We start from the raw sequence: 25,117 nt of genomic DNA, 5'->3' as shown, positions 1-25,117 counted from the left end.
GCGGGTCCCTTTTGTCCGAATTTCTACGCAAGCGGCCGTCTTGTCAATCACAAACGATCAATACCAATCATATTGCACTGCACAATGAAATTATCTGATCGGAAATGATTGACACTGCGCGCTTGGGGTGCCTAGATGCTCAAGCAGGGAGGAACCATGCACGAGAAAGAGCGCCACAGGATCATTCTGTCCGCCGTCCAGGAAAAGCCTGTGGTGACGGTGCAGGAGATGGTCGACCTGACGGAGTCGTCGGAGGCGACGATCCGGCGCGACATCGCGGCATTGCATGTGCAAAAGCGCCTGCGCCGGGTGCGCGGCGGCGCCGAGGCGCTCTCGCCTCCGCAGTTCATCGGCCTTGCCGGCCGGCCGTTTTCCGTCAACGAGACGATCAACGCTTCGCAGAAGCGGGCGATCGCACGAGAGGCCGTGGAACTCTGCAAGGACGGCGAGCCGATCATCATCAATGGCGGCACCACCACGTTCCAGATGGTGCATTTCCTGAGCGGCCGCCGCATGCCGATCTTCACCAATTCCTTTCCGATCGCCGAGCACCTGCTCAGGCATTCCAAGAACACGGTGATGCTGTCGGGCGGCACCATCTACCGCGAGCAGAACATCATCCTGTCGCCCTTCGACAATGACGTGACGCGCAATTTCTACGCGCGCCGCATGTTCATGGGCGCGCAGGGACTGGGGCCGCTGGGTCTTATGGAAGGCGACCCGCTGCTGATCCAGGCCGAGCAGAAGCTTATCGACCAGGCGGACGAATTGGTGGTGCTGGTCGACTCCTCGAAATTCCGCAAGCGCTCGAGCCTGATCCTGTGCGGCCTGTCGCGCATCGCCACGGTGATCACCGACGACGGCATCGAGGATCGCGAAGCCAAGATGCTGGAGACCGCCGGCGTGACGCTGATCGTCGCCCGCACAACGGCAAGCAACAAGGAAGAATCTTCGCTGCAGGCCTGAGAAAACTCACGCCCGCAGCGGCGATGGAATGCAACGCTCAAGGGAGGATATTCGATGAGCTTTCTGAAGAAACTGATGGTTACGGCGGCGTTTTCCGCCGCCATGTTCGTGAATGCCGCCTATGCCGAAAACGTCAAGATCGCGCTGGTGGTGAAGTCGCTCGGCAACGGCTTCTTCGACGCCGCCAACAAGGGCGCCGAAGAGGCGGCCAAGGAACTCGGCGACGTCGAGATCATCTACACCGGCCCGACCAAGGCGACCGCCGAAGCGCAGATCGAAGTGGTCAATTCGCTGATCGCCCAGAAGGTCAACGCCATCGCCATTTCGGCCAATGACGCCGACGCGCTGGTTCCGGCGCTGAAGAAGGCGATGGAACGCGGCATCACCGTCATCTCGTGGGATTCAGGCGTCGCGCCGGAAGGCCGCCAGCTTCACCTCAACCCTTCCGACACCAACCTGATCGGCGAGACCATCATCAAGCTTGCCGCCGACTACCTGCCGGAAGGCGGCGATGTCGCCATCCTGTCGGCTTCGTCCACCGCGACCAACCAGAACGCCTGGATCGACGCGGCCAAGAAGGTGCTGCCGGAGAAGTTCCCCAAGATCAAGCTCGTCGCCACCGTCTATGGCGACGACGACTCGGCCAAGAGCACGGACGAGGCCAAGGGCTTGCTGAAGTCCTACCCGAACCTCAAGGCGATCATCGCACCGACCACGGTCGGCGTCGTTGCCGCCGCGCAGGTGGTGACCGATGAAGGCCTGATCGGCAAGGTCAACGTCACCGGCCTGGCGCTGCCATCGGAGTTCAAGAAGTTCATCGACAATGGCGCCAGCCAAGCGGTTGCGCTGTGGAACCCGATCGACCTCGGCTATTCGGCCGTCTACCTCGCCCACGACCTGGCGGTGAAGAAGGAAGAGGCGAAGCCCGGTGCTACGCTGTCGATCGGCCGCGTCGGCAAGGTCACGCTCGACGACACCAACTCGGCTGCGATGGCTCCGCCCTTCCAGTTCGACAAGTCGAACATCGAAAAGTTCTCCAAGATCTATTGATCCTGGAGCCTTCGAACTGGTGCGGCGGGACCTTGGCCCCGCCGCGGCCTCAACCGGACCTAGTTTCAGGGCTTGATACGATTATGGACACGACAGCCCAACACGAAGTGGCGAAGGAAGCGCCTTTGTCTCCCGGGCCGCGGCTGACGCTGTCCGGCATCTCGAAAAGCTTTCCCGGCGTGCGCGCGCTGCACGATGTCAGCCTGTCGCTCTATCCCGGCCAGGTGACCGCGCTGATCGGCGAGAACGGCGCCGGCAAGTCGACGCTGGTCAAGATCATGACCGGCATCTATCAGCCGGATGCGGGCACGATCAGCATCGACGGCCAGCCCGTCGCCTTGCCCAGCGCCCATGCCGCCTTCGGGCATGGCATCACCGCCATCCATCAGGAAACCGTGCTGTTCGACGACCTGACGGTGGCCGAAAACATCTTCCTCGGCCATGCGCCGCGCACCCGCTTCAAGACCATCGACTGGCGCACGATGCGCAAGAACGCCCGCGAAGTGCTGGACACGATGGGTGCCGGCCATATCGACGCCGATGCCAGGCTGAAGGATCTCGGCATCGCCAACAAGCATCTCGTCGCCGTTGCCCGCGCCATGTCGATCGACGCGCGGATCGTCATCATGGACGAGCCGACGGCGGCGCTTTCGATGAAGGAGATCGAAGAGCTTTTCCTGCTGATCGAATTCCTCAAGAGCGACGGCAAGGCGATCCTGTTCATCAGCCACAAATTCGATGAGATCTACCGCATCGCCGACCGCTATACCGTGTTCCGCGACGGCGAGATGGTCGGCGAAGGCCTGATCAAGGACGCCGGCCAGAGCCAGATCGTGCGCATGATGGTCGGCCGCGCGGTCGACCACATCTTTCCGCAGCGCAAGGCCGAGATCGGCGCGCCGGTGCTGGCCGTCTCCGGCCTGTCGCATCCGACCGAGTTCGATGATATCGGCTTCGAGCTGCACAGGGGCGAGATCCTCGGCTTCTACGGTCTTGTCGGCGCCGGGCGCAGCGAGGTGATGCAGGCGATATCAGGCATCACCCACACCAGCGGCGGCACGATCACGCTGGAAGGCAAGGCGATCGCGCCGAAATCGGCGGCGGATTCGATCGATGCCGGTATCGTCTATGTGCCGGAGGAGCGCGGCAAGCAAGGTGTGGTGATCGGCCTGCCGATCTTCCAGAATGTCTCGCTGCCGTCGCTCAAGCGAACCTCCAAATCCGGCATATTGCGGCTGGCGGAAGAGTTTGCGCTAGCCCGCTCCTACACAGAGCGGCTCGACCTGCGCGCCTCCTCGCTCAGCCAGGACGTCGGCACGCTGTCGGGCGGCAACCAGCAGAAGATCGTCATCGCCAAATGGCTGGCGACCGCGCCCAAGGTGATCATACTGGACGAGCCGACCAAGGGCATCGACATCGGCTCGAAGGCCGCCGTGCACGGCTTCATGGCCGAGCTCGTCGCGCAAGGCCTGTCGGTTATCATGGTGTCGTCCGAACTGCCGGAAATTCTCGGCATGTCCGACCGTGTCGTCGTTATGCGCGAGGGCCGCATTGCCGCGGTCTACGACAATAAGGGGCTCGACGCCGAAACGCTGGTCAGGACGGCAGCGGGGATCGCGGCATGAAGGCTCTTCTCAAATACCGCGAAGTCTGGCTGCTGGCGGCAATCGCCGTGCTGATCGGGCTGATCTCGATGCGTTTTCCGGGCTTTGCCGCTCCCGGCAATGTGCGCCAGGTGTTCAACGACACGTCGATCCTGATGATCCTGGCGCTCGGCCAGATGGTGGTTATCCTGACCCGCTCGATCGACCTGTCGATGGCAGCCAATCTCTGCTTCACCGGCATGGTGGTGGCGATGCTGAACGCCGCGCATCCGGCAATCCCGATCCCGCTGCTGATCGTCATCGCACTTCTGGTCGGCCTGGTGCTCGGCGCCATCAATGGCCTGTTGGTGTGGCGGCTGAACATTCCCTCGATCGTGGTAACGCTCGGCACTCTCACCATCTACCGCGGCGCCACCTTCGTTATTTCAGGCGGCGCCTGGGTCAACGCCGACCAGATGAGCCCCGATTTCATCGGCCTGCAGCGCGCGACGTTCCTCGGCATACCGGTGCTGTCATGGATTGCCCTGCTGGTCATCGCCTTGTTCTTCCTTGTGATGACGCGCACGGCGCTCGGCCGCTCGATCTACGCCATCGGTGTCAACCCGACCGCATCGGTCTATGCCGGCATCGACGTCGGCCGGACGAAATTCATCGTCTTCTGCATTTCGGGGATGATCGGCGGCCTCTGCGGCTATCTCTGGATCTCGCGCTACGTCATCGCCTCGGTCGAGGTCGCCAACGGCTATGAGCTCAACATCATCGCCGCCTGCGTCATCGGCGGCATCTCCATCGCCGGCGGCATCGGCTCGGTCGGCGGCGCGGTGCTCGGCGCGCTGTTCCTCGGTATCATCTCCAACGCGCTGCCGGTGATCAATATCTCGCCCTTCTGGCAAATGGCGATTTCGGGCAGCGCCATCATCCTGGCCGTGGTGCTCAACGCGCGCGGCGAACGCCGGCAAGGCCGCATCATCCTCAAAAAGGCGGAAGTGGCATGACCGATACCCCTGCCCCGCGCCATGTTCCGAACCGACTCGACAAGCCGTTCACTGCGGCGATCTTCTCATGGGAGGCGCTGCTGGTCGTCGTGGCGGTCGCCATCTTTGCCGTCAACAGTTTTGCCTCGCCCTATTTCCTCGACGCGTGGTCGCTGTCGGACCTGACTTTCAACTTCACCGAAAAGGCGCTGATCGCGCTGGCCATGGCACTGCTGATCATCTCCGGCGAAATCGACCTGTCGGTCGCCGCTATCATCGCACTCGCCTCGACGATGATGGGCATGGCGGTGCAGGCCGGCGCCGGCACGCCTGTCCTGGTGGCAATCGGCATCGTCGTCGGGCTCGGCTGCGGCGCCTTCAACGGGCTGCTCGTCACCAGGCTGGGGCTGCCGTCGATCGTCGTCACCATCGGCACGATGAGCCTGTTTCGCGGCGTTGCCTTCATCATCCTCGGCGACCAGGCCTACAAGGGCTATCCCGCGAGCTTCGCCTTCTTCGGCCAAGGTTATGTCTGGTGGGTGGTGTCGTTCGAACTGACGCTTTTCCTGGTCGCGGCCGTCGTCTACTGGTTCCTTCTGCACCGGACGAGCTTCGGCCGCCGGGTCTTTGCCATCGGCAACAACCCGGTTGCGGCGCAGTTTTCCGGCGTGCGTGTCGGCCGCATCAAGTTCATCCTGTTTTGCCTGACCGGCCTGATGGCGGGCATCGCCTCGGTGCTGATTACGTCACGGCTCGGCTCGACCCGGCCGTCGATCGCGCAGGGCTACGAACTCGAAGTCATCACCATGGTGGTGCTCGGCGGCGTCAGCATTCTCGGCGGCGCCGGCAGCATTCTGGGCGTCGTGCTGGCGGCCTTCATCATGGGGCTGGTGACCTTCGGTCTTGGCCTGCTCAACGTGCCGGGGATCGTCATGTCGATCTTCATCGGCCTGCTGCTGATCATCGTCATCGCGCTGCCGATCCTGTGGCAGCGCGTGCGGCGGGAGCGCTTTGCCTGATGCCCGAAAAATATGCGTTCAAGATGAAGCTCAATCCCGGCATGAAGGCCGAATACAAGAGGCGCCACGACGACATCTGGCCGTCACTCGTCGCGTTGCTAAAACAGGCTGGTATCTCCGATTACTCGATCCATCTCGACGAGGAGACCAACACCTTGTTCGGCGTGCTGTGGCGCCGTAACGACCATGGCATGGACGAATTGCCTAAGCATCCGGCGATGCAGCGCTGGTGGGCCGAGATGGCAGACATCATGGAAACCAAGCCGAACAACGAGCCGGTGGCGGTGCCGCTGGAAACAATGTTCCATATGGAATGACCCGCCACGTCGCCGTCATCGATATCGGCAAGACCAACGCCAAGGTGGCGCTGGTCGATCTCGCCGCAGCAAGCGAAGTGGCGCTGCGCAGGATGGTCAACGAGCCGGTTCGGCAACGCCCGTATCCGCACCACGACGTCGAGCGGTTATGGGCGTTCATCCTCGGCAGCCTGGCCGAGATCGATCGCGAGCAGCGCATCGACGCGATATCGATCACCACCCATGGCGCAACGGCGGTGCTGGCCGACGCATCAGGCGAACTGGCGCTGCCGGTGCTCGATTACGAGTTCGACGGTCCGGATGCCTTCGCCAAGGACTACGACGCGATCCGCCCGCCTTTCACCGAGACCGGCACGCCGCGCCTGCCGGCCGGCCTCAATCTCGGCGCGCAGTTGTTCTGGCAGCAGAAGCGCTTTCCAGCGGATTTCGCCAGGGCCGCCGCGATGCTGATGTATCCGCAATACTGGGCCTTGCGCCTGACCGGCGTCGCCGCCAGCGAGGTGACTTCGCTCGGCTGCCACACCGATCTGTGGAACCCGTGGAAAGCGGATTTTTCCTCACTGGTCGACCGGCTGGAATGGCGCCGGCTAATGGCGCCGGTGCGGCAGGCCAAGGACCGCTTGGGCCCGATCCTGCCCGCTCTGGCGCGGCAAACCGGCCTCGATCCGCAAACGCCGGTGTATTGCGGCCTGCACGATTCCAACGCCTCGCTGCTGCCGCATCTCCTGTCCGACAAGCCGCCTTTCTCCGTCGTCTCGACCGGCACCTGGGTGGTGTCGATGGCGGTTGGCGGCAGCAAGGTCACGCTCGATCCGGCGCGCGACACGCTGGTCAATGTCAACGCGTTCGGCGATGCCGTGCCCTCGGCGCGCTTCATGGGTGGCCGCGAGTTCTCCGTGCTGACGGAAGGCCAATCGGAAGACTGGACCGAAGACGATGTCGCCGCGGTGCTCGCGCGCAAGACGTCCCTGTTGCCTTCGACCCAACAGGATTCGGGGCCGTTTCCGCACTATGCCGCGGCGTGGCTCAGCGCCGAAGGTATGACGGCCGGCCAGCGCTTTGTCGCCATCTCGTTCTACCTGGCGCTGATGACCGCGACCTGCCTCGATCTGATCGGCGGCGGGGGGTCAACCATCGTCGAAGGACCCTTCGCCCGCAACCGGCTGTTCACCCGCATGCTGGCTGCGGCGACGGCGCGCGCCGTCATTGCCTCCGCGGCTGCGACAGGCACCAGCATCGGCGCCGCCTTGCTGGCGTCGGACCAGGGGACACCGCAAGGCAGAGGCGAAAGGACCGAACCGTCGGCCGATCCACTCTGGACAAGTTACGTGCGCTCCTGGCGTTCGGCAGTCGACGAACGAGCCTGACCGCCGAGCTCATGGCGCCCTGCGGTCAGGCCGTTGCTAGCCCGCGTAGAGCAATCCTTGTGGATCGATCTCCGGCTTGCGGCCGGCGACCACGTCGGCAAGGAATTTTCCCGAACCGCAGGCCATGGTCCAGCCGAGATGGCCGTGGCCGGTATCGAGATATAGATTGTCATACCGCGCCCGGCCGATGACCGGCACGGAGTTCGGCATCATCGGGCGAAGTCCAGCCCAGAGCTCGGCCTTGCTCTCGTCGAAGGCGCCGGGGAACAGGTCCTTGCCGGTGTTCAGGATCGAGTTGAAATCGCGCGGCTTGAACGTGCGGTCGAAACCGGTGAACTCCGCCGTCGAGGACATCCGCAGCCGATTTCCCAGCCTGGAATAGCCGATCAGCCGGTCCTCGTCGGCGCCGCCCATGATCGGCCCGTTGCTTTCATCTTCCAGCGGAACGGTCACGGTATAGCCCTTCACGGGATAGACGGGCAGGTCGATGCCGTAGCGGCGGCCGAGCAGACCGCTCTCCGGCCCCATGGAAATGACCACGGCGTCGCCGGCCACCGGGCCGGCCGAGGTCATCACCGCGCGCACCCGGTCGCCGTCGATGTCGAGGCCTTCGACCGTCGTGCCGTAGAGGAATTGGACACCGAGTTTTTCGGCGGCATAGGCAGCGAGGCGCTGCGTGAATTGACTGGAATCGCCGGTCTGGTCGATCGGCGAATAGACGCCGCCGGCAATTTTGTCCTTGGCTCCGGCAAGGCCGGGCTCGAGCTCGACCAGCCGGTCGCGGCCGACGATCTCGATCGGCAGGCCATGTTCGGCGAGATAGCGGTAATTGTCGGTGCCGGTATCAAAGCTCTGCTGCGAGCGGAAGAAATACAGAATGCCTTTCTTGCGCTCGTCATAGTGGATGCCGGTGTCGGCGGAGATGGCGTTGATGCAGTTGCGCGAATAGAGCGCCAGGCGCAGCTTGATCTCGGTGTTGGCGCGCATGCGCTTATGCGTGCACTGGCGCAGGAAGCGCAGGCTCCAGGCGACAAAATACGGATCGAAGCGCAGCCGCACCTTGATGCCGAGATCGTGGTTGTAGAGGGCTCGCAGGAACGTTTTAAGCGCGGCGGGCGAAGCCCAGGCGGTGGCATCGCCGGGAGATACCAGGCCGGCATTCGACTGGCTGGTGCCGCGCGCCGCCGCCGGATGGCGCTCGATCACCGTGACTTCATGGCCGTCGCTGGCCAGACAATAGGCCGCCGCCGTGCCAACGACGCCGGCTCCAAGCACCGATATTTTCATGCCGCCCCCAACTCGAACACAGCCGAACGCCTGCACGCTCAGCCGTGAGGCCCTTCAATAGCGCCTCTGCCTCCTGCCGACGAGCCCTTACGGAGAGCCCGCGCTTAGCCCAGAGCCGAATTCTTGCTGGTCAGGATGCGCTCCCAGGCAAGCGCATCGGAGACGATCTGGTCGAGGTTGTCACGCTGCGGGGTCCAGCCGAGTTCGCCGCGGGCCAGCTCCGAATTGGCGACAACCGCGGCGGCGTCACCGGGGCGGCGCTCGCCCATCCGCACCTCGAAATCATGGCCGAAGACGCGGCGTACGCTGTCGATGACCTCGAGCACCGAATAGCCGTGGCTGTAGCCGCAATTGGCGACCAGGCTCGATCCGCCGGCACGCAGCCGCTGCAGGGCCAGCCGATGCGCCGCCGCCAGGTCGCTGACATGGATATAGTCGCGCATGCAGGTGCCGTCCGGCGTCGGATAGTCGGTGCCGAACACCTGCATGAAGGGGCGCTTGCCGAGCGCCGTCTCGCAGGCGACCTTGATCAGATGCGTGGCGCCGGGCGTCGACTGGCCGGTGCGGCCCTTCGGGTCGGCGCCGGCGACGTTGAAATAGCGCAGCGCCGTATAGCGCAGCCCATAGGCAATAGCCGCGTCGCGGAGCATCCATTCGCTCATCAGCTTGGACAGGCCGTAGGGCGATTCCGGCGCAAGCCTGGCGTCCTCGCGTACCGGCTCCAGGCCGGCGCCGCCATAGACGGCGGCGGTCGAGGAAAAGATGAAATTGGGCACGCCTTCGCGCACCGCGGTCTCGATCAGGGTGCGTGTCTTGCAGGTGTTATTCTCGTAATAGGCAAGCGGGTCGGCCACCGATTCGGGCACGACAATCGAGCCGGCGAAATGGATGATCGCGTCGACCTTGTTGTCGCGGATGATCGAGGCGACCAATTCCTTGTCGGCGACATCGCCGACGACGAGCTTTGCTTCCGGAGCCACCGCCCATTCAAAGCCGGTCGAAAGCCGGTCGAGGACGACGACGCTGTCGCCCGTGTCCAGCAACTCCCAGACCATATGGCTGCCGATATAGCCGGCACCGCCTGTCACCAAAACCGTCATCCGCATCCTCGCTATTCATGATTTATCGGAACTGTCTCAATCGTCGCCGTACTGGAAAACCTGCCGCCAGGCCATTACAATCTGCAGTAACCAGTCTCATCGGCGGGTGGCATTGTCCTGAAACAAGATTGATCCACATCAAGGGAATAGGCCACGTTCCGTGGTCGTTAGGAACAGGCCTGGGGCGTGGCATTTTGACCAAAACGGTGCGGTGGACGGCGAATAGGCCAATGACTATGATCCCGCGCAAAATTGGGAAGGCGACATGAATTACCAGCGGTTCTTCGAGGAAGCGATCGACCAGCTCCATGCAGAGCGTCGCTATCGCGTCTTCGCCGACCTTGAGCGTATCGTGGGAAAATTCCCGCGCGCCATCTGGCGTGCCAATGGCCGCGCCGAGGAAATCACCGTCTGGTGCTCCAACGATTATCTCGGCATGGGCCAGCATCCCGACGTCATCGCCGCGTTCCAGAAGGCGGCAGGCAAAATGGGATCGGGGGCCGGCGGCACCCGCAACATTTCGGGCACCAGCAACCCGCTGGTCGAGCTCGAACTGGAGCTTGCCGACCTGCACGACAAGGAAGCGGCACTGGTTTTCACCTCCGGCTTCGTTTCAAACGAAGCGTCGATCTCGACCATTGCAAAGCTGCTTCCCAATTGCCTGATCATCTCGGACGAGCTTAACCACGCTTCGATGATCGAGGGTGTGCGGCGCTCGGGCGCCGAGAAGAAGATCTTCCGCCATAACGACGTCGCGCATCTCGAAAGCCTGCTGCAGGCGGCCGGCCGCGAGCGTGCCAAGCTGATCGTCTTCGAGAGCGTCTATTCGATGGATGGCGACATCGCGCCGATCAAGCAGATCGTCGACCTCGCCGAGCGTTACAATGCGATGACTTATATAGACGAGGTCCATGCCGTTGGCATGTACGGACCGCGCGGCGGCGGCATCACCGAGCGCGAAGGGCTGGCCGACCGCATCGACATCATCGAGGGCACACTGGCCAAGGCGTTCGGCACGCTTGGCGGCTACATCACCGGCACCAGCGCCGTGATCGACGCCGTGCGCTCCTATGCGCCGGGCTTCATCTTCACTACGGCGCTGCCGCCGGCGATCGCTGCCGCGGCAACCACCTCGATCCGCCATCTCAAGCGCTCGCAGGCCGAGCGCGACGCGCAGCTGCGTCAGGCGACACGGACCAAGGAAGTGCTGGCCGCAGCCGGCCTGCCGGTGATGGAATCGCCTACCCACATCGTGCCGCTGCTGGTCGGCGATCCCGAGCTCTGCAAGATGGCCAGCGACCGCCTGCTCGGCGTGCACGGCATCTATATCCAGCCGATCAATTACCCGACAGTGCCGCGCGGCACCGAACGGCTGCGCATCACGCCGACACCGTTCCATTCTGACGCGCTGATTGCCTCCTTACAGGACGCGCTGGTCGAGACATGGGATGCGTTGGGGATTCCCTACGGTTCGGCCGGCCGGCCTTCAGTGGCCAAGAGCGACCGCGTCATCCCGCTGCTGGTGCCGAAGTCGGGCGGGTAACCTCCGCCGCTACGGGCACCATTGCGGAAGCCGCCTATCGGTGCCGCCTCATTTTTCAGTGCTGCGATGCCTGGCGCGAAGCTCAACACACCTCACACAGTCGTCATCCACTTCGCCAGCCGGTGCGCGGCTTCTTCGAGCTGGTCGAGGCGGCGGTGGAAGCATAGCCTGAGGAAAGCTTCGCCACCGGGGCCGAAGGCGGTGCCGGGCGCCAAGCCGACATTGGCGCGGTCGACCATGTCGAAGGCGGCAGCGCGGGAATCGGTGATGCCGTCGACGGCGAAGAACAGATAGAACGCGCCCTGCGGCACGGTGAACCGCGCCCTGCCGGTTTCGGCGAGAATGCCGCAGACGAGGTCGCGCGCCGCCCTCGCCCGCTCCACCTGTTCGACGATGAAGGCATCGCCCTCGTCGAGGGCGACGACGGCGCCGCGTTGCATGAACTGCGCAACGCCGGAAGTCGAATACTGGACCAGGTTCTCGAACACCTGCTGCAAGGCGGGATGGATCTTGATCCAGCCGATGCGCCAGCCGGTCATCGCCCAGTTCTTGGAAAAGGAATTGACGAACAGGATGCGGTCCTCATCGGCCATGATGTCGATGAACGACGCCGCGCGGCCATGGCCGTAGTGGAACAGCGAATAGATCTCGTCGGCAATGATCCACAGGCCCCTTTCGCGGGCGAGATCGAGGATTGCCTGCAGCGTCTCCTTGTCGGCGGTCCAGCCGGTCGGGTTGGACGGCGTGTTGACGAACAGCGCCTTGGTCCGTGGCGTGATCGCCGCTGCGATCTTGTCGACATCGCAGGACCAGCCATTGCCGGACTGATCAAGGGTGACTGCAACCGGAACGGCGCCGGCCACGCCGGCGGCGGCGGCGAAATTCGGCCATGCCGGCGACAGGTAGACAAGTTCGTCGCCCTTGCCGGCCACCGCGTCGATGGCCATCTGGATGGCATGCATGCCGGAGCCGGTGACGATGAATTCTTCGTTGGCGAAAGTCTTGCCGAAATGCCTGGTGTAGTAGCGGGCGAGCGCCTGCCTGAGTTCGGGAATGCCCCGCTGCCAGGTGTAGAAGGTCTCGCCGGCGGCCAGCGCCTTGGCGGCGGCATCGGTGATGAAGGCAGGCGTCGGCAGGTCGCCCTCGCCGGCCCAAAGCGGGATCATACCGTCGCGGCCGCGGCCACGATTCATGACGGCGACAATGCCGCTTTCCGGCGCCGCCCGCGCTTCGGCGCGCAGAGTATCGATCAGGGTCATGGATGGTCCGTTTTCGTTTGCTCGACTGCTAGCGTGTTTCAGGGCGGACGAAAACAGAAAACCCCGGCCGCAAGCGACCGGGGTTTTGGTCCAGAAAGTTGCCGCAGGCGCTACTTTCTGGCGAGGAGATCGCGAATTTCGGTGAGCAGCGCGACGTCGGCTGGTGGCGGAGCGGCCGGGGTAGCCGGTTTCTCGCGCTCCAGCCGCTGGCGCAGATTGTTCACCGCCTTGACCATCAGGAAGATAATGAAGGCGAGGATAAGGAAGTTCAACGCCACGGTGATGAAGCTGCCATAGGCGAAGACCGCGCCCTGTTTCTTGGCATCCGCCAGCGATGTGGCGTTAACGGCCGAGGACAAGGGCAGAAAGTAGTTGTTGAAGTCTAATCCGCCCAAAATCGCCCCGATGACCGGCATGATGATGTCGTCGACCAGCGAGGTGACGATCTTGCCGAAGGCAGCGCCGATGATGACGGCGACGGCCAGGTCCACCACATTGCCCCTGGAAATGAATTCCTGAAACTCTTTCAGCATTCGACCCTCCTTTTCCTGACCGGCCGTGCTGCCGTCCACGCCCTCGGCATCGACCGGCAGGCAGAATAGCAAAAACCTGCGGTTGCGACAGGAGCAAAGACGTGTTTCCCCGGCCTGGATTGCGCGAAGCCGCGGCCATAATGCGCCGAAAGCCGCGATGGACTCGGTGGCCAAGCTGTGATTGCGTCTGCAAGGCCGGATGAAAAAGCCGGCGCAGGGAGGAAGTTCGAGGCGTGCAGGGCTGGTTCATCGTCATCATCGCGATCGCCTATGTGACGTTGCTGTTTGCTATCGCCAGCCTGGGCGACCGGCGCTCGACTTCATCCGGGCCTGGCCGCGCCCGGCCCTTTATCTATGCGCTCAGCCTCGCCATCTACTGCACCTCCTGGACCTTCTTCGGCTCGGTCGGGCTCTCCTCCGAGCGCGGCCTCGAATTCCTCGGCATCTATATCGGACCGGTTCTGGTGTTCGTGTTCGGCTTTCCGCTGCTGCAGCGCATCGTCAGGCTGGCAAAGACCGAGAAGATCACCTCGATCGCCGACTTTCTCGGCGCCCGCTACGGCAAGAGCTTCGCTGTCGCGGCGATCGCCACGCTGATCGCAACCATAGGCGCGGTGCCTTACATGGCGCTGCAATTGAAGGCGATCTCCGGCTCGGTCAGCCTGATGGTCGAGCACTATACCGGCTCGCCGCCGTCGTTCGATCCGTTCGTCAGCGACATCTCGCTTGTCGTTGCCATGCTGCTGGCGCTGTTTGCCGTGCTGTTCGGCACGCGCCATGCCGACGCCACCGAACACCAGGACGGTCTGGTGCTGGCGGTGGCGGTCGAGACCGTGGTCAAGCTCGCCGCCTTCCTGGCGATAGGCCTGATGGTCACGTTTCTGATCTTCGGCGGGCCAGGCGATATGTTCGACCGGCTCGCCGAAAACACGCAGGTGCGCCAGGCGATGGGCTACAACACCTCGCTCGCGACCTGGCTGGTACTGACATGCCTGAGCGGCTTTGCCATCCTCATGCTGCCGCGCCAGTTCTACGTCACCATCGTCGAGAACCGCAGCGAGGCTGAGCTGCGCACGGCGACATGGGTGTTTCCGCTCTATCTCGTGGCAATCAATCTGTTCGTGCTGCCGATCGCGCTGGCCGGCCTGGAACTGGTCGGCCCCAGGACCAGCAGCGACCTCTACGTGCTGTCACTGCCGCTGTTCAGCGGCCACGACGTTCTGGCCATGGCCGCCTTTATCGGCGGCCTGTCGGCGGCGACGGCAATGGTGATCGTCGAAAGCGTCGCGCTGTCGATCATGATCTCCAACGACCTGATCATTCCGCTGTTCGTGCGCCGGCTGCTGCGGACCACGACCTCAGAGAGCGAGGACTGGTCGACGCTCATCCTCAATGTGCGGCGGGCGGCGATCTTCATCATGCTGTTCATCGCCTTCCTCTACTACCGCGAGAGCACAAACAGCGCGCGGCTATCCTCGATCGGCCTGATGTCGTTCGCCGCGATCGCGCAGTTCGCGCCGGCAATGATCGGCGGCCTGGTCTGGCGCGGCGCCAACGGAAGGGGTGCGGCACTCGGCATGGTGGCCGGCATCGTCGTCTGGAGCTACACGCTACTGCTTCCCTCGCTCGCCGCGCCCGAGACCGGCATCCTCGTCCACGGCCTGTTCGGCTTCGATGCATTGCGGCCGCAAGCCCTTTTCGGCACCGTCGCCGAGCCGCTGAACCATGGCGTGCTGTGGAGCCTGTCGATCAACACGTTGTTTTTTGTGTTCGGCTCACTGTCGCGCGCGTCGGTGCCGCTGGAACGCATCCAGGCGTCGATCTTCGTGCCGCGCGAGGCGGGGCCGCTGCCGAGCCTGCGCCGCTTCCGCACCACGATCACCGTCAACGACCTCAAGGACACGATCGCGCGCTATCTCGGTGTCGAACGCACCGAGCGCTCCTTCCAGTCATTCGAGAAGAGCAGCGGCACTTCACTGCACGGCAACGAACAGGCCAGCATGGATGTCATCCGCTTCTCCGAGCAGCTTCTGGCCAGTGCCGTCGGCTCCTCCTCGGCGCGGCTGATCCTGTCGCTGCTGCTGCGCCGCAACGACCGCGAATCCAAGGACGCCTTCCGCCTGCTCGACGACGCCACCGAGGCGCTACAGCACAATCGCGACCTGCTGCAGATCGCACTCGACCAGATGGAACAGGGCATCACCGTCTTCGACCGCGATTTCCGGTTGATCTGCTGGAACCGCCAGTACCGGGCGCTGTTCGACCTGCCCGACGAGATGGGCCAGGTCGGCGTCTCGCTCGATCGTATCCTGCGCCACCTTGCCGAGCGCGGCGATATACCGCCAGACCAGCGCGTCACCATGCTGAACCGCCTGACCAGCTTCGTCAGCCCATGGCAGATGGAGCTGAAGACCAGCGGGCGTATCCTGGAATTGCGCTCCAATCCGATGCCGGACGGCGGCATCGTCGCCACCTATGCCGACATCTCAGGGCGCGTCGAGCAGGATCTGGCGCTGAAGCGCGCCAATGAATCGCTGGAACAGCGCGTGAAGAGCCGCACCGCCGAGCTCACCCGCGTCAACGAGGAGCTGGCGCAGGCGCAGATGCTGGCCGAAGAGGCCAATCTCGGCAAGACGCGCTTCCTCGCTGCCGCCGGCCACGACATCCTGCAGCCGCTGAACGCCGCCCGCCTCTATTGCTCGTCGCTGATCGAGAAGACCGGCAAGGGGCCTGCCGGCAAGGCGGCGATGAATATCGAATCGTCACTGGAATCGGTCGAGACCATCCTCGGCGCGGTGCTCGACATTTCGCGCCTCGATGCCGGCGCGATGAAGCCGGACGATACGAGCTTCGGCCTCGACGGGCTGCTGCGCCAGATCGGCAACGACTTCCGGCCGCTTGCCGCCGAAAAGAAGCTCGAACTCTCGATCATGCCGTCGTCGCTCAGCGTCATGACGGATCGAAATCTGCTGCGCCGGCTGATCCAGAACCTGGTCTCCAACGCCATCAAATATACGCGCCATGGCCGCATCCTGGTCGGCGTGCGGCGGCGCGGCGAACTGGCCGAGATCCAGGTTATCGACACCGGCATCGGCATTGCCGGCGACAAGCTCAACACCGTGTTCCGCGAATTCACCCGGCTCGACGAGGGCATGCGCGAGGCGGAAGGCCTCGGCTTGGGGCTCTCCATCGTCGACCGCATCGCCCGCGTCCTGCGCCTTGAAATCCGGATCTTCTCCAATCCCGGCAAGGGCACGCGCTTTTCCGTGCTGCTGCCGGTGGCGGCCGTGCAGGCACCGCGGCGCGAGGCCGAGGCGAAGCCGCCTGCCCGCGCTACGACCTCGCTTGCCGGGCTGCATGTGCTCTGCATCGACAATGACGGCCGCATCCTCGACGGCATGCGGCTGCTGCTCGAGGGCTGGGGCTGCAGCGTCGACACGCTTTCCGGCGCGGAGGATCTCGACAGGTCCGCCATGCATCGGCCGGACATTGTGCTTGCCGACTATCATCTCGACGACAAGACCGGCCTCGAATTGATCGCCCAGTTGCGTGCGATCCATGGCGAGGACCTGCCGGCCGTGCTGGTCACCGCCGACCGCTCCAGCGAGGTTCGCGCCGCTGCTGGCAGGCTCGACGTGCCGGTGATCAGTAAACCGCTGAAACCGGCGATGCTGCGCTCGATGATGGCCAGGGTCAGGCCGCTGGCGCCGGCGGCCGAATGAGAATCAGCCAGCCGCCTGAACCGGGTCGCTGCCGATCTTGGACAAAAGGATGACCGCCTGGGTGCGACTGTCGACGCCGAGCTTCTGCAGGATGGCCGAGACATGCGCCTTGATCGTCGCTTCGGAGACGCCGAGCTCATAGGCTATCTGCTTGTTGAGCAGTCCCTCCGCCAGCATGCCGAGCACGCGCGTCTGCTGTGGCGTCAGCGCCTGCAGCCGCTTGATCAGGTCGGAAATCTCGGGATCGCGCTCGACGCCGAGATCGACCCCGGCGGGTGCCGCGATATCACCTGCGAGCACCGACTGCACCGCATTGCGGATCTCTTCCATGCTGGCCGATTTGGAGATGAACCCCGAGGCGCCCAGGTCGAGCGCGCGCCGGATCGTCACCGGATCGTCATGCGCCGAGACCACCATCATCGGCGCCGCCGGATGGATGCCGCGCAACGAGATCAGGCCGGAAAGGCCGCTTGCGCCCGGCATCGAGAGGTCGAGCAGGACCAGATCGACATCCTCATTGGCCAGGACCAGCGCCTTGGCGCTTTCGAAATCGCCGGCCTCGTGAATGGCGGCAACATCTCCGATGCCGGCGAGTGCCTCCCTCAATGCACCGCGAAAAAGCGGATGATCGTCGGCGATGACGAATGTGTAGCCCAACGGTGATATCCCTCCCCGAATCCCGTTGGCGATTTTCCGCCTTGCAGGATCTGAACGATCATAACGCTACGCCGCTGTTCGGCGTGGCCGGCTTGCTATTCCCGCCCTAGGTCTTTTTGCGAATTGCCTAGGTCTTTTGCGAATTGGGCTTGGCGCCGTCTTCGTCCTTGTCCATGTCCTTGACGATATCCATGAAGCTGCGCAGGAAGCGCTCCATGTAGCCCATCGTCTTGTTGAAATCCTCCTCGCTGGGCAAAGTCGATTCGAAACGCGCGGCAAGCGAATTTTCGAGCTTGGCGACGCGTTCGTCGAGCGCCTTCACCGAATTTTGCAGCCGGTCGATCTGATCCTGGAAGGCGGCACGTTCGTCGGCCGCTGTCTTGCAGACGAGCTGACCGGAACGCTCCTCGCAGAGCGACATGGCGCCGGTCTGCGTATCCATGCGCACATAGCCATTGGCCGATTTTTCCAGCCGGTAGCGATCGGCTTCCTCGGAAAAGGCCGAAGCTGCGACAAGCGAGACCAGTGCTGCGGGGATCAAGACGTGTTTCAGACGCATGTTTTCCTCCATGAGCCAGTCGGCGCAATCTATCACAGTTTGCGCCGGAATTGGGGAAGAACCTGAAATGGGGAAGAACGCGGGCCTGCCCTTCCCCGCGTCGTCGGTTCGGACTATAGCGCAACGATGTCCGAGATCATCTACAAGATAGTTCCCGAGGCGCTGTGGCGCGAGGCTGAACGAGAAGGCCGCTTCACCGGCGCGCCGATCGACGTCGCCGATGGCTTCATCCATTTTTCCACCGCCGGGCAGGTTCGGGAAACGGCAGCCAAGCATTTCGCCGGCCAGAGCGGGTTGCTGCTGGTCGCCGTCGACGGCGCGCACCTCGGCGATGCGCTGAAATACGAGGTCTCGCGCGGCGGCGCCTTGTTCCCGCATCTTTATGGCGGGCTCGGCCTCGATGCGGTCGTCTCGGTGCAGGCATTGCCGCTCGGTGCCGACGGCCGGCACGAATTCCCGGCGCTGGAGGCCGAATGAGCGCGTTCGACCGGATCGGCCAGAAACTGCTGTTCACGCTCGATCCAGAAACCGCGCATGGGCTGTCGATTGCCGCGCTGAGATGCGGCCTGCCGGTCGCCGGGCGCCCTTTGCGAGACGACAAGCTAAAGGTCAGCCTTTGCGGGCTCGATTTCCCGAACCCGCTCGGCATGGCGGCCGGCTACGACAAGAATGCCGAAGTGCCGGACGCACTGCTCGGCCTCGGCTTCGGCTTCGCCGAGGTCGGCACGATCACGCCGCTGCCGCAGACGGGCAATCCGAAGCCGCGCATCTTCCGGCTGCCTTCGGACGGGGCAGTGATCAACCGGCTGGGCTTCAACAATGAAGGCCACGCCGCCGCGGAAAAACGTCTTGCTGCCCGCAAGGGCCGCGCCGGCGTCGTCGGCGTCAACGTCGGGGCCAACAAGGACAGCGCCGACCGCGTCGGCGACTATGAGCGCGGCGTGATCAGGTTTGCGCGATACGCCGGCTATCTGACGATCAACATCTCCTCGCCAAACACGCCGGGCCTGCGCAACATGCAGGCGCGCGAACAGCTTGGTGAACTCCTGTCGCGGGTCATGGCCGCGCGTGCGGCGGCACCGGCAAAGCCGCCCGTCTTCCTCAAGATCGCGCCGGACCTGGTCGAGGCCGAACTGGAGGACATCGCCGCCGAGATCACCGACAAGCAAATAGACGGCGTCATCATCTCCAACACCACGATCGCGCGACCCGGCCTGCGCAACGCCGGCATTGCCGGCGAGACCGGCGGGCTTTCGGGAAAACCCTTGTTCGAGCGCTCGACCATCGTGCTGGCAAGGATGCGAAAACTGCTTGGCCCGGATTCCGCCATCATCGGCGTCGGTGGCGTCGATTCCGCCGAGACGGCGCTGGAAAAGATCCGTGCCGGCGCCGATCTCGTCCAGCTCTATACCGGCATGATCTATGCCGGGCCGGCGCTGCCGGGGCGCATTCTTTCCGGCATGGTCCGTTTCATGGACAGTCAAGGGCTGAAATCGCTGCGCGAGCTTCGCGACAGCCGCCTCGATCACTGGGCGACGAAACCGCTTTAGCGATCAGTTAAAGGCCGTGCGCACCCGCAGCCGCAATGTAGCGAGCAGGCTAAAGCCGCGCACCAGCAGGAACACGTGCAGCGCGGCCCACAGGCCGTGATTGCCGAACGCCGGTGCCAGGATCAGCAACGCGGCGCTGAACGCCAGGAACGACAACAGCATCATGTTGCGCATGTCGCGCGACCATGTCGCGCCGATGAACACCCCGTCCATCTCGAAGGCCAGCGCGCCGCTGAGCGCAGTGAACGCCGCCCACGGCAGGTAGATGTCGGCAATGGCGCGGACGTCTGTCGAGGTCGTGATCAGGGCGATCAGATCCGTGCCCTCCAGCAACAAGAAGAGCGTCGCAGCGCCGGCCAGACCGAGCCCCCAGAACAGCGTCAGCCGCACCGCCTGGTCAAACGCCGTGGCGGCACGGGCGCCGATGGCGCGCCCGGCGAGCTGTTCGGCGGCGGTGGCGAATCCATCGAGGAAATAGCCGGCAACCAGGAAGAGGTTCATCAGCACGGCATTGGCGGCCAGCGTCAGAGTGCCGAACTGCGCGCCCTGGCGGGTGAACAGCGCGAAGGCGGCGAGCAGTGAGAAGGAGCGGATCATGATATCGCGATTGAGCGACATCATGCGCAGGAATGCCGCCAGATCGAGCACGCGATGGCGTGGCAGCCTGGGTGCGGCCCAGAAGCGCCGGCCGACGATGGCGAGACCAAGCAGCATGGCGACGAATTCGCCGGTGAGCGTCGCCCAGGCGACGCCGGCAACACCCCAGCCAAGCTCCAGGCCAAGCAGGAAGCAGAGGGCGATGTTAATGCCGTTCAGTATCAATTGCAGCATCAGCCCTAGCCCGCCCTCGCCGCGCCCCAGCACATAACCAAGGATGGCGTAATTGATAAGCGAGAACGGTGCTGCGAGCATCCTGATGCGGATATAGACGTCCATCGCCGCGCCGACGCGCGGCTCGGCGCCGATGAACCATTGCCCGGCAGCCGAAACCAGGGGCGCAAGTGCGGCAAACACGATGCCGGCGACGACCGCGATCAGCACGGCGCGCCAGAACACCGCCTGCTCCTCCAGTGCATCGCCGCGCCCGAAGGCCTGGGCGACGAGGCCGGTGGTGCCGGAGCGCAGGAAGTTGAAGGTGGTGAAAACGACGTCGAAGATCAGGGCGCCGGCCGCCAGGCCGCCGAGAAGGGCGGCGTCGCCGAACTGTCCGACCACCGCCGTGTCGACAATTCCGAGCAACGGCGTCGTCAGATAGGCAAGCGTCATCGGCACGGCGATGGCGAGCACCGAACGGTTGGTGACGACGAAAGCCCTGGCTTCGGTGACGTGGGCTTCGGTGGGTACAGCCTGCTCCAAACGTGTGTTGCTTCCTGTTGCGGCTTGATCGGCTAGCCGATGTGCCCCAGTTTGCGGACCTCGCGCAACCATCCATCCCGGCATGGTCAACCGAAACCCGCCTCTGGCGCACCGGCCGTCCCATGTCCTTGCAGATCGTTCATCATCCCGATTACGACGCCGGTTTCGCCGTCAACCACCGCTTCCCGATGAGCAAATATCCGCTGCTGATGGACGCCTTGCGGGCACGCGGCCTGGCGCGGCCCGAAGCGCTCAACACACCAGCGGTGGCACGGCCATCATGGCTGAAGCTTGCCCACGCGGCAGACTATGTCGACCAGGTGCTTGCCTGCGACGTGCCGGTGAGGATCGAGCGCGAGATCGGCTTTCCCGTGGGACCGCGGGTTTCGCTGAGGGCGCAGCTCGCAACGGCCGGCACGGTGATGGCGGCGCGGCTGGCTTTGCTGAACGGAATCGCTTGCAACACGGCCGGCGGCAGTCATCACGCGCGGCGCGCGCAAGGCGCCGGCTTCTGCACCTTCAACGACGTGGCCGTTGCCGCGCTGGTGCTGCTCGCCGAAGGTGCCGCCCAAAACATCCTGGTCGTCGACCTCGACGTGCATCAGGGCGACGGCACGGCGGATATCCTGAACGACGAGCCGCGCGTGTTTACCTTCTCCATGCATGGCGACCGCAACTACCCCGCGCGCAAGATCGCCTCCAACCTCGACGTCGCCCTGCCCGACGGCACCGGCGATGCAGCCTATCTGGAGCGGCTGGGCGCCATCCTGCCGGAGCTGTCGGCGCGAAAGCGCTGGGATCTCGTCTTCTACAATGCCGGCGTCGATGTCCATGCCGAGGACCGGCTCGGCAGGCTGGCGCTGTCGAATGACGGGCTGCGCGCCCGCGACGATATGGTGATCCGCCATTTCCGCACGCTAGGCGTCCCGATGTGCGGCGTTATCGGCGGCGGCTATTCGACGGATGTCGCAGCACTTGCCGCACGCCACGCCATCCTGTTCGAGGTGGCTGCGGGCTACGCGTGAAAGGCTGTTTGTTTGAGCATGATCTTTTCCGAAAGCCGGTTCCCACTTTTTGGGATCATGCTCTACTTCCTGAAATTGGCGATCCTGAGCAGGATGAAGGCCGGCACGACGATCGCGGCACCGAGCAGGATGTAGCCGAGGAAGCGGTCGATGGCGTGGAAGCCCAAATTCCACAGGTCGATGAAGAATTTGCGGATGCCGTAGAGCACGTCCATCGGCGACCAGCCGAAGGCGTTCATGACCAGGCCGACGAGGAACGACACCACAAGCAGCTTCAAGATCACCCGGAGCGGCGTATCGCCGAGAAAGCGGTTCAGTGCGGACAAGGCCTGTCTCCACAGTCGGGTGCCGCGATTCGGGCACATGCCCAGAAATACGCAGTTGACCGCCCGGCATCAAGCCGAGCCCTCAAACCGGATTGCGCATCGGCGCCGGGCCATGATATCGGAGGAACCAGCGCGGGTATGATGTAATGGTAGCTTGTCAGCTTCCCAAGCTGAACGCGCGGGTTCGATTCCCGCTACCCGCTCCAGCTTTTGCCACACGGGTTGCGCCTGAGTTGGCGATGTTGAAAACTTGCGGCTTTACAGGCAGTTTTACAGCTCGGCTGGCCGTCCTTCATCTGTTTGGCCGATGTGCCAGTTCGTCGAATATCTCACATTGAGGGTCGGCGGGGCCTCGAATGACCCCAACCGGAATGTCTACCCTTGGCCCGCTGGCTTCTGCTGGCGGGCTTTTTTTGAGCATCACGCAGCAGTTGTGGCCGACGTGCATCGGCGCCGCTGCTGGTGGGCCTGTCTGGTCGTCTGGCCGGCCACGGGATGCGCCCCGCTACCCGCTCCAATCCTCAGCCCACCTCCCGCAAAATAAAATCGTGCAGCATCTTGGCCGCCGGCGACAGCGCGCGGTTCTTTACCGTGATCAGGCTGTAGGGCCTGACCTCGATGTCGAACTCGGTCTGGACGACGTCGATGGCGCCGTCGAGCCCTTCGGGGTTCTGAATGAACTTCGCGACCTGGATCGACACCGGCGCGATCGCGTCGGATTGCGCGACCATGACCAGAGTCAGTAACAGCGAGCTGGTGTTGAGGATGCGATCCGGCAGCGCGATGTTGCGGTTCAAAAAGTTGCTTTCCATGGCTTGGCGCAGCGGCGAGCCGCCCGACTGGAAAACCCAGTCATAGGCGGCGGTGTCTTCCAACCGCACTGCCTTGCCCTTGGTCAGCGGGTGGCCGCGGCGCACGATCAGGCAAGCCTTCTCGACGCCGATGACGCGGGCCTCGAACAGCCGCGGATTGAGGTCGTCGGGGATGCGGGCGATGATGAAATCGTGCCGAGAGGCGATCAGCTCGCGCGCCAGCACGTTCGAGGTCTCGACCTGCATGGTGATCTCGATGCGCGGATAGAGGCGCCGGATCTCGCGGATCGCCGGCACCGCCAGCTCGATCGCCGGTGCCGTGACCGCGCCCAGGAACACCGAGCCGCCCTTGCCCGCCTTGAGCTCGAAGATCTCGCGGTCGACCTCGCGCATCTCGAGCAGGATCGACCGCGCGCGCCGTGCCAACGCCTTGCCATAGGGCGTCAGCGTGATGCCACGCGGCAGCCTTTCGCAGAGCTTGACGTCGAGCACCGCCTCCATCTCGGCGATCATGCGCGAAGCCGCCGGCTGCGAGATGTTCATGACCTGGGCCGCGGCACTCACCCGGCCGTGCTCGTCGAGGGCTGCGATCATACGCATGTGACGCAGGCTCAAGCCGCTGCGCAGCAGGGTTCCGCCATCGCGCGGAATCTCATCGTAACCGGCTGATATTCCACCAGGATTTCGCAGCGCCGCCATGATTTTTCCCTACTCCTACGCCCGGCGCGCCAGCTGGATCCGGCAGCGTCGTCACTAGCCTAAGCCATATCAGTCTCGATATAGCAACCATCAAAGATCGCATTTGACAGTTATGGCAAAGCGACACACCCTTCGCGCGTCCTGAGACTTGACGGTCGGTGACGAGGGAAAACTCGTATCGATTGAACCAGAGTTTCGGGGCCGATTGGGAGGATACCGGAGATCGATTGACGGCAGCGGCGCGTTTGGCGCTCCTGCACGATTGCGCGGCCCACGAAACCCAAGGGTACGCGTCCATCAACCAGGGAGAGTTAATGTGAAGATTATCAAGACACTGGCCGCCGTCGCGGCCCTAGGCATCGCGGCTATGACGCTGCCGGCGCAAGCGGGCGAAGGCCTGGTCGGCGTGCTGATGCCCACCAAGACCTCGCAGCGCTGGATCAACGACGGCGACGCCGTCAAGTCCCAGCTCGAGGCTCTGGGCTACACTGTCGACCTGCAATACGCGCAGGACGACATTCCGAACCAGCTCAGCCAGCTGGAAAACGAAATCACCAAAGGCCCGAAGGCGCTGATCATCGCTTCGATCGACGGCACCACGATGGGGGATGCGCTGCAGAAGGCGAATGACGCCGGCGTCGTCGTCGTCGCTTACGACCGCCTGATCAAGAAGACGCCAAATGTCGACTACTACACCACCTTCGACAATTTCGGCGTCGGCGTCATCCAGGCCAAATCGCTGCTCAAGGGCCTCGGCTATCCCGAGAAGAAAGGCCCGTTCAACATCGAGCTGTTCGGCGGTTCGCCGGACGACAACAATGCGTTCTTCTTCTATAACGGCGCCATGTCGGTTCTTCAGCCGCTGATCGACGACAAGACCCTCGTCGTGAAGTCCGGCCAGATGGGCATGGACAAGGTCGGCACGCTGCGCTGGCTGGCGGCAACCGCCCAGGCCCGCATGGACAATCTGCTCTCCGCCAACTACTCGGACGGCAGCCGCGTCGATGGCGTGCTCTCGCCCTATGACGGCCTGTCGCGCGGCATCATCGCTTCGCTGCGCGCCGTAGGCTACGGCACTGCCGATCAGCCATGGCCGATCGTCACCGGACAGGACGCCGAGACCGCTTCGGTCAAGGCGATCATCGCCGGCGAGCAGTATTCGACCGTGTTCAAGGACACCCGCGAACTCGCCAAGGCGACGGTCGAACTCGTCGACAAGGTGCTCTCGGGCGGCAAGCCGGAAGGCCTCGACACCACGACCTACAACAACGACGTCAAGGTCGTTCCCTCGATCCTGTTGACGCCGCATGACGTCGACAAGTCGAACTACCAGGCGCTGGTGGTCGACTCCGGCTACATCAAGGCCGAAGAACTGAAGTAATCGCGGTTACA

Annotated in this window: 22 protein-coding genes and 1 tRNA gene; 14 read left to right on the top strand and 9 right to left on the bottom strand. The window is 63.8% G+C overall.

Annotated features, from left to right (window positions below):
• Positions 1-156 precede the first annotated feature (156 nt).
• The 7 genes from NKJ09_RS03150 (at position 157) to NKJ09_RS03120 (ending at position 7,297) form a co-directional block, all read left to right on the top strand.
• Positions 157-966 (top strand): DeoR/GlpR family DNA-binding transcription regulator, encoded by an 810-nt coding sequence (locus NKJ09_RS03150; protein ID WP_352493797.1) that lies wholly within the window; start codon positions 157-159, stop codon positions 964-966.
• Positions 967-1,020: 54 nt separating this feature from the next.
• Positions 1,021-2,016, top strand: a complete 996-nt coding sequence (rhaS, locus tag NKJ09_RS03145) for a rhamnose ABC transporter substrate-binding protein (RefSeq protein ID WP_023719466.1) — start codon at positions 1,021-1,023, stop codon at positions 2,014-2,016.
• An 83-nt stretch (positions 2,017-2,099) separates the two neighbouring features.
• On the top strand, positions 2,100-3,641 hold the full coding sequence (locus NKJ09_RS03140; RefSeq protein WP_352493796.1) for a sugar ABC transporter ATP-binding protein: 1,542 nt from the start codon (positions 2,100-2,102) through the stop codon (positions 3,639-3,641).
• Positions 3,638-4,615, top strand: coding sequence for an ABC transporter permease (locus NKJ09_RS03135; RefSeq protein WP_352493795.1), 978 nt, complete (start codon positions 3,638-3,640; stop codon positions 4,613-4,615). The genes NKJ09_RS03140 and NKJ09_RS03135 overlap by 4 nt, the downstream gene beginning before the upstream one ends.
• Positions 4,612-5,613, top strand: coding sequence for an ABC transporter permease (locus NKJ09_RS03130; protein ID WP_352482463.1), 1,002 nt, complete (start codon positions 4,612-4,614; stop codon positions 5,611-5,613). Before NKJ09_RS03135 ends, NKJ09_RS03130 begins: the two co-directional genes overlap by 4 nt.
• Positions 5,613-5,930, top strand: a complete 318-nt coding sequence (gene rhaM, locus NKJ09_RS03125; protein WP_352493794.1) for an L-rhamnose mutarotase — start codon at positions 5,613-5,615, stop codon at positions 5,928-5,930. Before NKJ09_RS03130 ends, rhaM begins: the two co-directional genes overlap by 1 nt.
• On the top strand, positions 5,927-7,297 hold the full coding sequence (locus NKJ09_RS03120) for an FGGY-family carbohydrate kinase (RefSeq protein WP_352515896.1): 1,371 nt from the start codon (positions 5,927-5,929) through the stop codon (positions 7,295-7,297). Before rhaM ends, NKJ09_RS03120 begins: the two co-directional genes overlap by 4 nt.
• 36 nt (positions 7,298-7,333) lie before the next feature.
• Here NKJ09_RS03120 and NKJ09_RS03115 read toward each other — a convergent pair whose 3' ends face one another.
• Complete coding sequence (locus tag NKJ09_RS03115) at positions 7,334-8,584, bottom strand: D-amino acid dehydrogenase (protein ID WP_352482468.1); 1,251 nt, start codon at positions 8,582-8,584, stop codon at positions 7,334-7,336.
• Positions 8,585-8,688: 104 nt separating this feature from the next.
• Positions 8,689-9,684: a UDP-glucose 4-epimerase GalE gene (gene galE / locus NKJ09_RS03110; RefSeq protein ID WP_023719473.1), complete on the bottom strand. Its 996-nt coding sequence runs from the start codon at positions 9,682-9,684 to the stop codon at positions 8,689-8,691.
• Between the two features lie 265 nt (positions 9,685-9,949).
• Here galE and hemA point away from each other — a divergent pair, with 265 nt between their 5' ends.
• The gene (gene hemA / locus NKJ09_RS03105; RefSeq protein WP_023719474.1) at positions 9,950-11,227 is read left to right on the top strand and encodes a 5-aminolevulinate synthase; all 1,278 of its coding nucleotides are present in this window, start codon (positions 9,950-9,952) and stop codon (positions 11,225-11,227) included.
• A gap of 92 nt (positions 11,228-11,319) precedes the next feature.
• Here hemA and NKJ09_RS03100 read toward each other — a convergent pair whose 3' ends face one another.
• Entirely contained in the window at positions 11,320-12,486 is a 1,167-nt protein-coding gene (locus tag NKJ09_RS03100) for a pyridoxal phosphate-dependent aminotransferase (protein WP_352482469.1), read from the bottom strand.
• Between the two features lie 110 nt (positions 12,487-12,596).
• Positions 12,597-13,019 (bottom strand): large conductance mechanosensitive channel protein MscL, encoded by a 423-nt coding sequence (gene mscL / locus NKJ09_RS03095; RefSeq protein WP_352493792.1) that lies wholly within the window; start codon positions 13,017-13,019, stop codon positions 12,597-12,599.
• A 233-nt stretch (positions 13,020-13,252) separates the two neighbouring features.
• Here mscL and NKJ09_RS03090 point away from each other — a divergent pair, with 233 nt between their 5' ends.
• Positions 13,253-16,741: a PAS domain-containing hybrid sensor histidine kinase/response regulator gene (locus NKJ09_RS03090; RefSeq protein ID WP_352482470.1), complete on the top strand. Its 3,489-nt coding sequence runs from the start codon at positions 13,253-13,255 to the stop codon at positions 16,739-16,741.
• A gap of 3 nt (positions 16,742-16,744) precedes the next feature.
• Here NKJ09_RS03090 and NKJ09_RS03085 read toward each other — a convergent pair whose 3' ends face one another.
• The gene (locus NKJ09_RS03085; RefSeq protein WP_502901325.1) at positions 16,745-17,407 is read right to left on the bottom strand and encodes a response regulator; all 663 of its coding nucleotides are present in this window, start codon (positions 17,405-17,407) and stop codon (positions 16,745-16,747) included.
• 118 nt (positions 17,408-17,525) lie between these two features.
• Positions 17,526-17,957, bottom strand: a complete 432-nt coding sequence (locus tag NKJ09_RS03080; RefSeq protein WP_352493790.1) for a hypothetical protein — start codon at positions 17,955-17,957, stop codon at positions 17,526-17,528.
• A gap of 126 nt (positions 17,958-18,083) precedes the next feature.
• Between NKJ09_RS03080 and NKJ09_RS03075 the strand changes: the two genes are divergently transcribed.
• Positions 18,084-18,434: a DUF952 domain-containing protein gene (locus tag NKJ09_RS03075; protein WP_352482472.1), complete on the top strand. Its 351-nt coding sequence runs from the start codon at positions 18,084-18,086 to the stop codon at positions 18,432-18,434.
• Complete coding sequence (locus NKJ09_RS03070) at positions 18,431-19,507, top strand: quinone-dependent dihydroorotate dehydrogenase (protein WP_352482473.1); 1,077 nt, start codon at positions 18,431-18,433, stop codon at positions 19,505-19,507. Before NKJ09_RS03075 ends, NKJ09_RS03070 begins: the two co-directional genes overlap by 4 nt.
• Positions 19,508-19,510: 3 nt before the next feature.
• Here the strand turns inward: NKJ09_RS03070 and NKJ09_RS03065 are convergent, their stop codons facing one another.
• Positions 19,511-20,935, bottom strand: coding sequence for an MATE family efflux transporter (locus NKJ09_RS03065; protein ID WP_352494021.1), 1,425 nt, complete (start codon positions 20,933-20,935; stop codon positions 19,511-19,513).
• 50 nt (positions 20,936-20,985) lie between these two features.
• On the opposite strand from NKJ09_RS03065, the gene NKJ09_RS03060 reads away from it, so the two are divergent.
• Positions 20,986-21,888, top strand: a complete 903-nt coding sequence (locus NKJ09_RS03060; RefSeq protein ID WP_352493789.1) for a histone deacetylase family protein — start codon at positions 20,986-20,988, stop codon at positions 21,886-21,888.
• A 62-nt stretch (positions 21,889-21,950) separates the two neighbouring features.
• Here NKJ09_RS03060 and NKJ09_RS03055 read toward each other — a convergent pair whose 3' ends face one another.
• A complete protein-coding gene (locus NKJ09_RS03055) occupies positions 21,951-22,253 on the bottom strand; it encodes a DUF6460 domain-containing protein (protein WP_254816341.1) in 303 nt (100 codons plus the stop codon).
• Between the two features lie 93 nt (positions 22,254-22,346).
• On the opposite strand from NKJ09_RS03055, the gene NKJ09_RS03050 reads away from it, so the two are divergent.
• Positions 22,347-22,420, top strand: a tRNA-Gly gene (locus tag NKJ09_RS03050).
• A gap of 315 nt (positions 22,421-22,735) precedes the next feature.
• Here the strand turns inward: NKJ09_RS03050 and NKJ09_RS03045 are convergent.
• Complete coding sequence (locus NKJ09_RS03045) at positions 22,736-23,725, bottom strand: LysR family transcriptional regulator (RefSeq protein ID WP_352482475.1); 990 nt, start codon at positions 23,723-23,725, stop codon at positions 22,736-22,738.
• A 316-nt stretch (positions 23,726-24,041) separates the two neighbouring features.
• Between NKJ09_RS03045 and chvE the strand changes: the two genes are divergently transcribed.
• The gene (chvE, locus tag NKJ09_RS03040) at positions 24,042-25,106 is read left to right on the top strand and encodes a multiple monosaccharide ABC transporter substrate-binding protein (protein ID WP_023719486.1); all 1,065 of its coding nucleotides are present in this window, start codon (positions 24,042-24,044) and stop codon (positions 25,104-25,106) included.
• The last annotated feature ends 11 nt before the right edge of the window (positions 25,107-25,117 follow it).

This window comes from Mesorhizobium sp. M0189 (genome assembly GCF_040322135.1).
In the GTDB taxonomy this organism is placed as follows: Bacteria; Pseudomonadota; Alphaproteobacteria; order Rhizobiales; family Rhizobiaceae; genus Mesorhizobium.
This window is presented reverse-complemented; position numbering and strand designations above follow the sequence as displayed.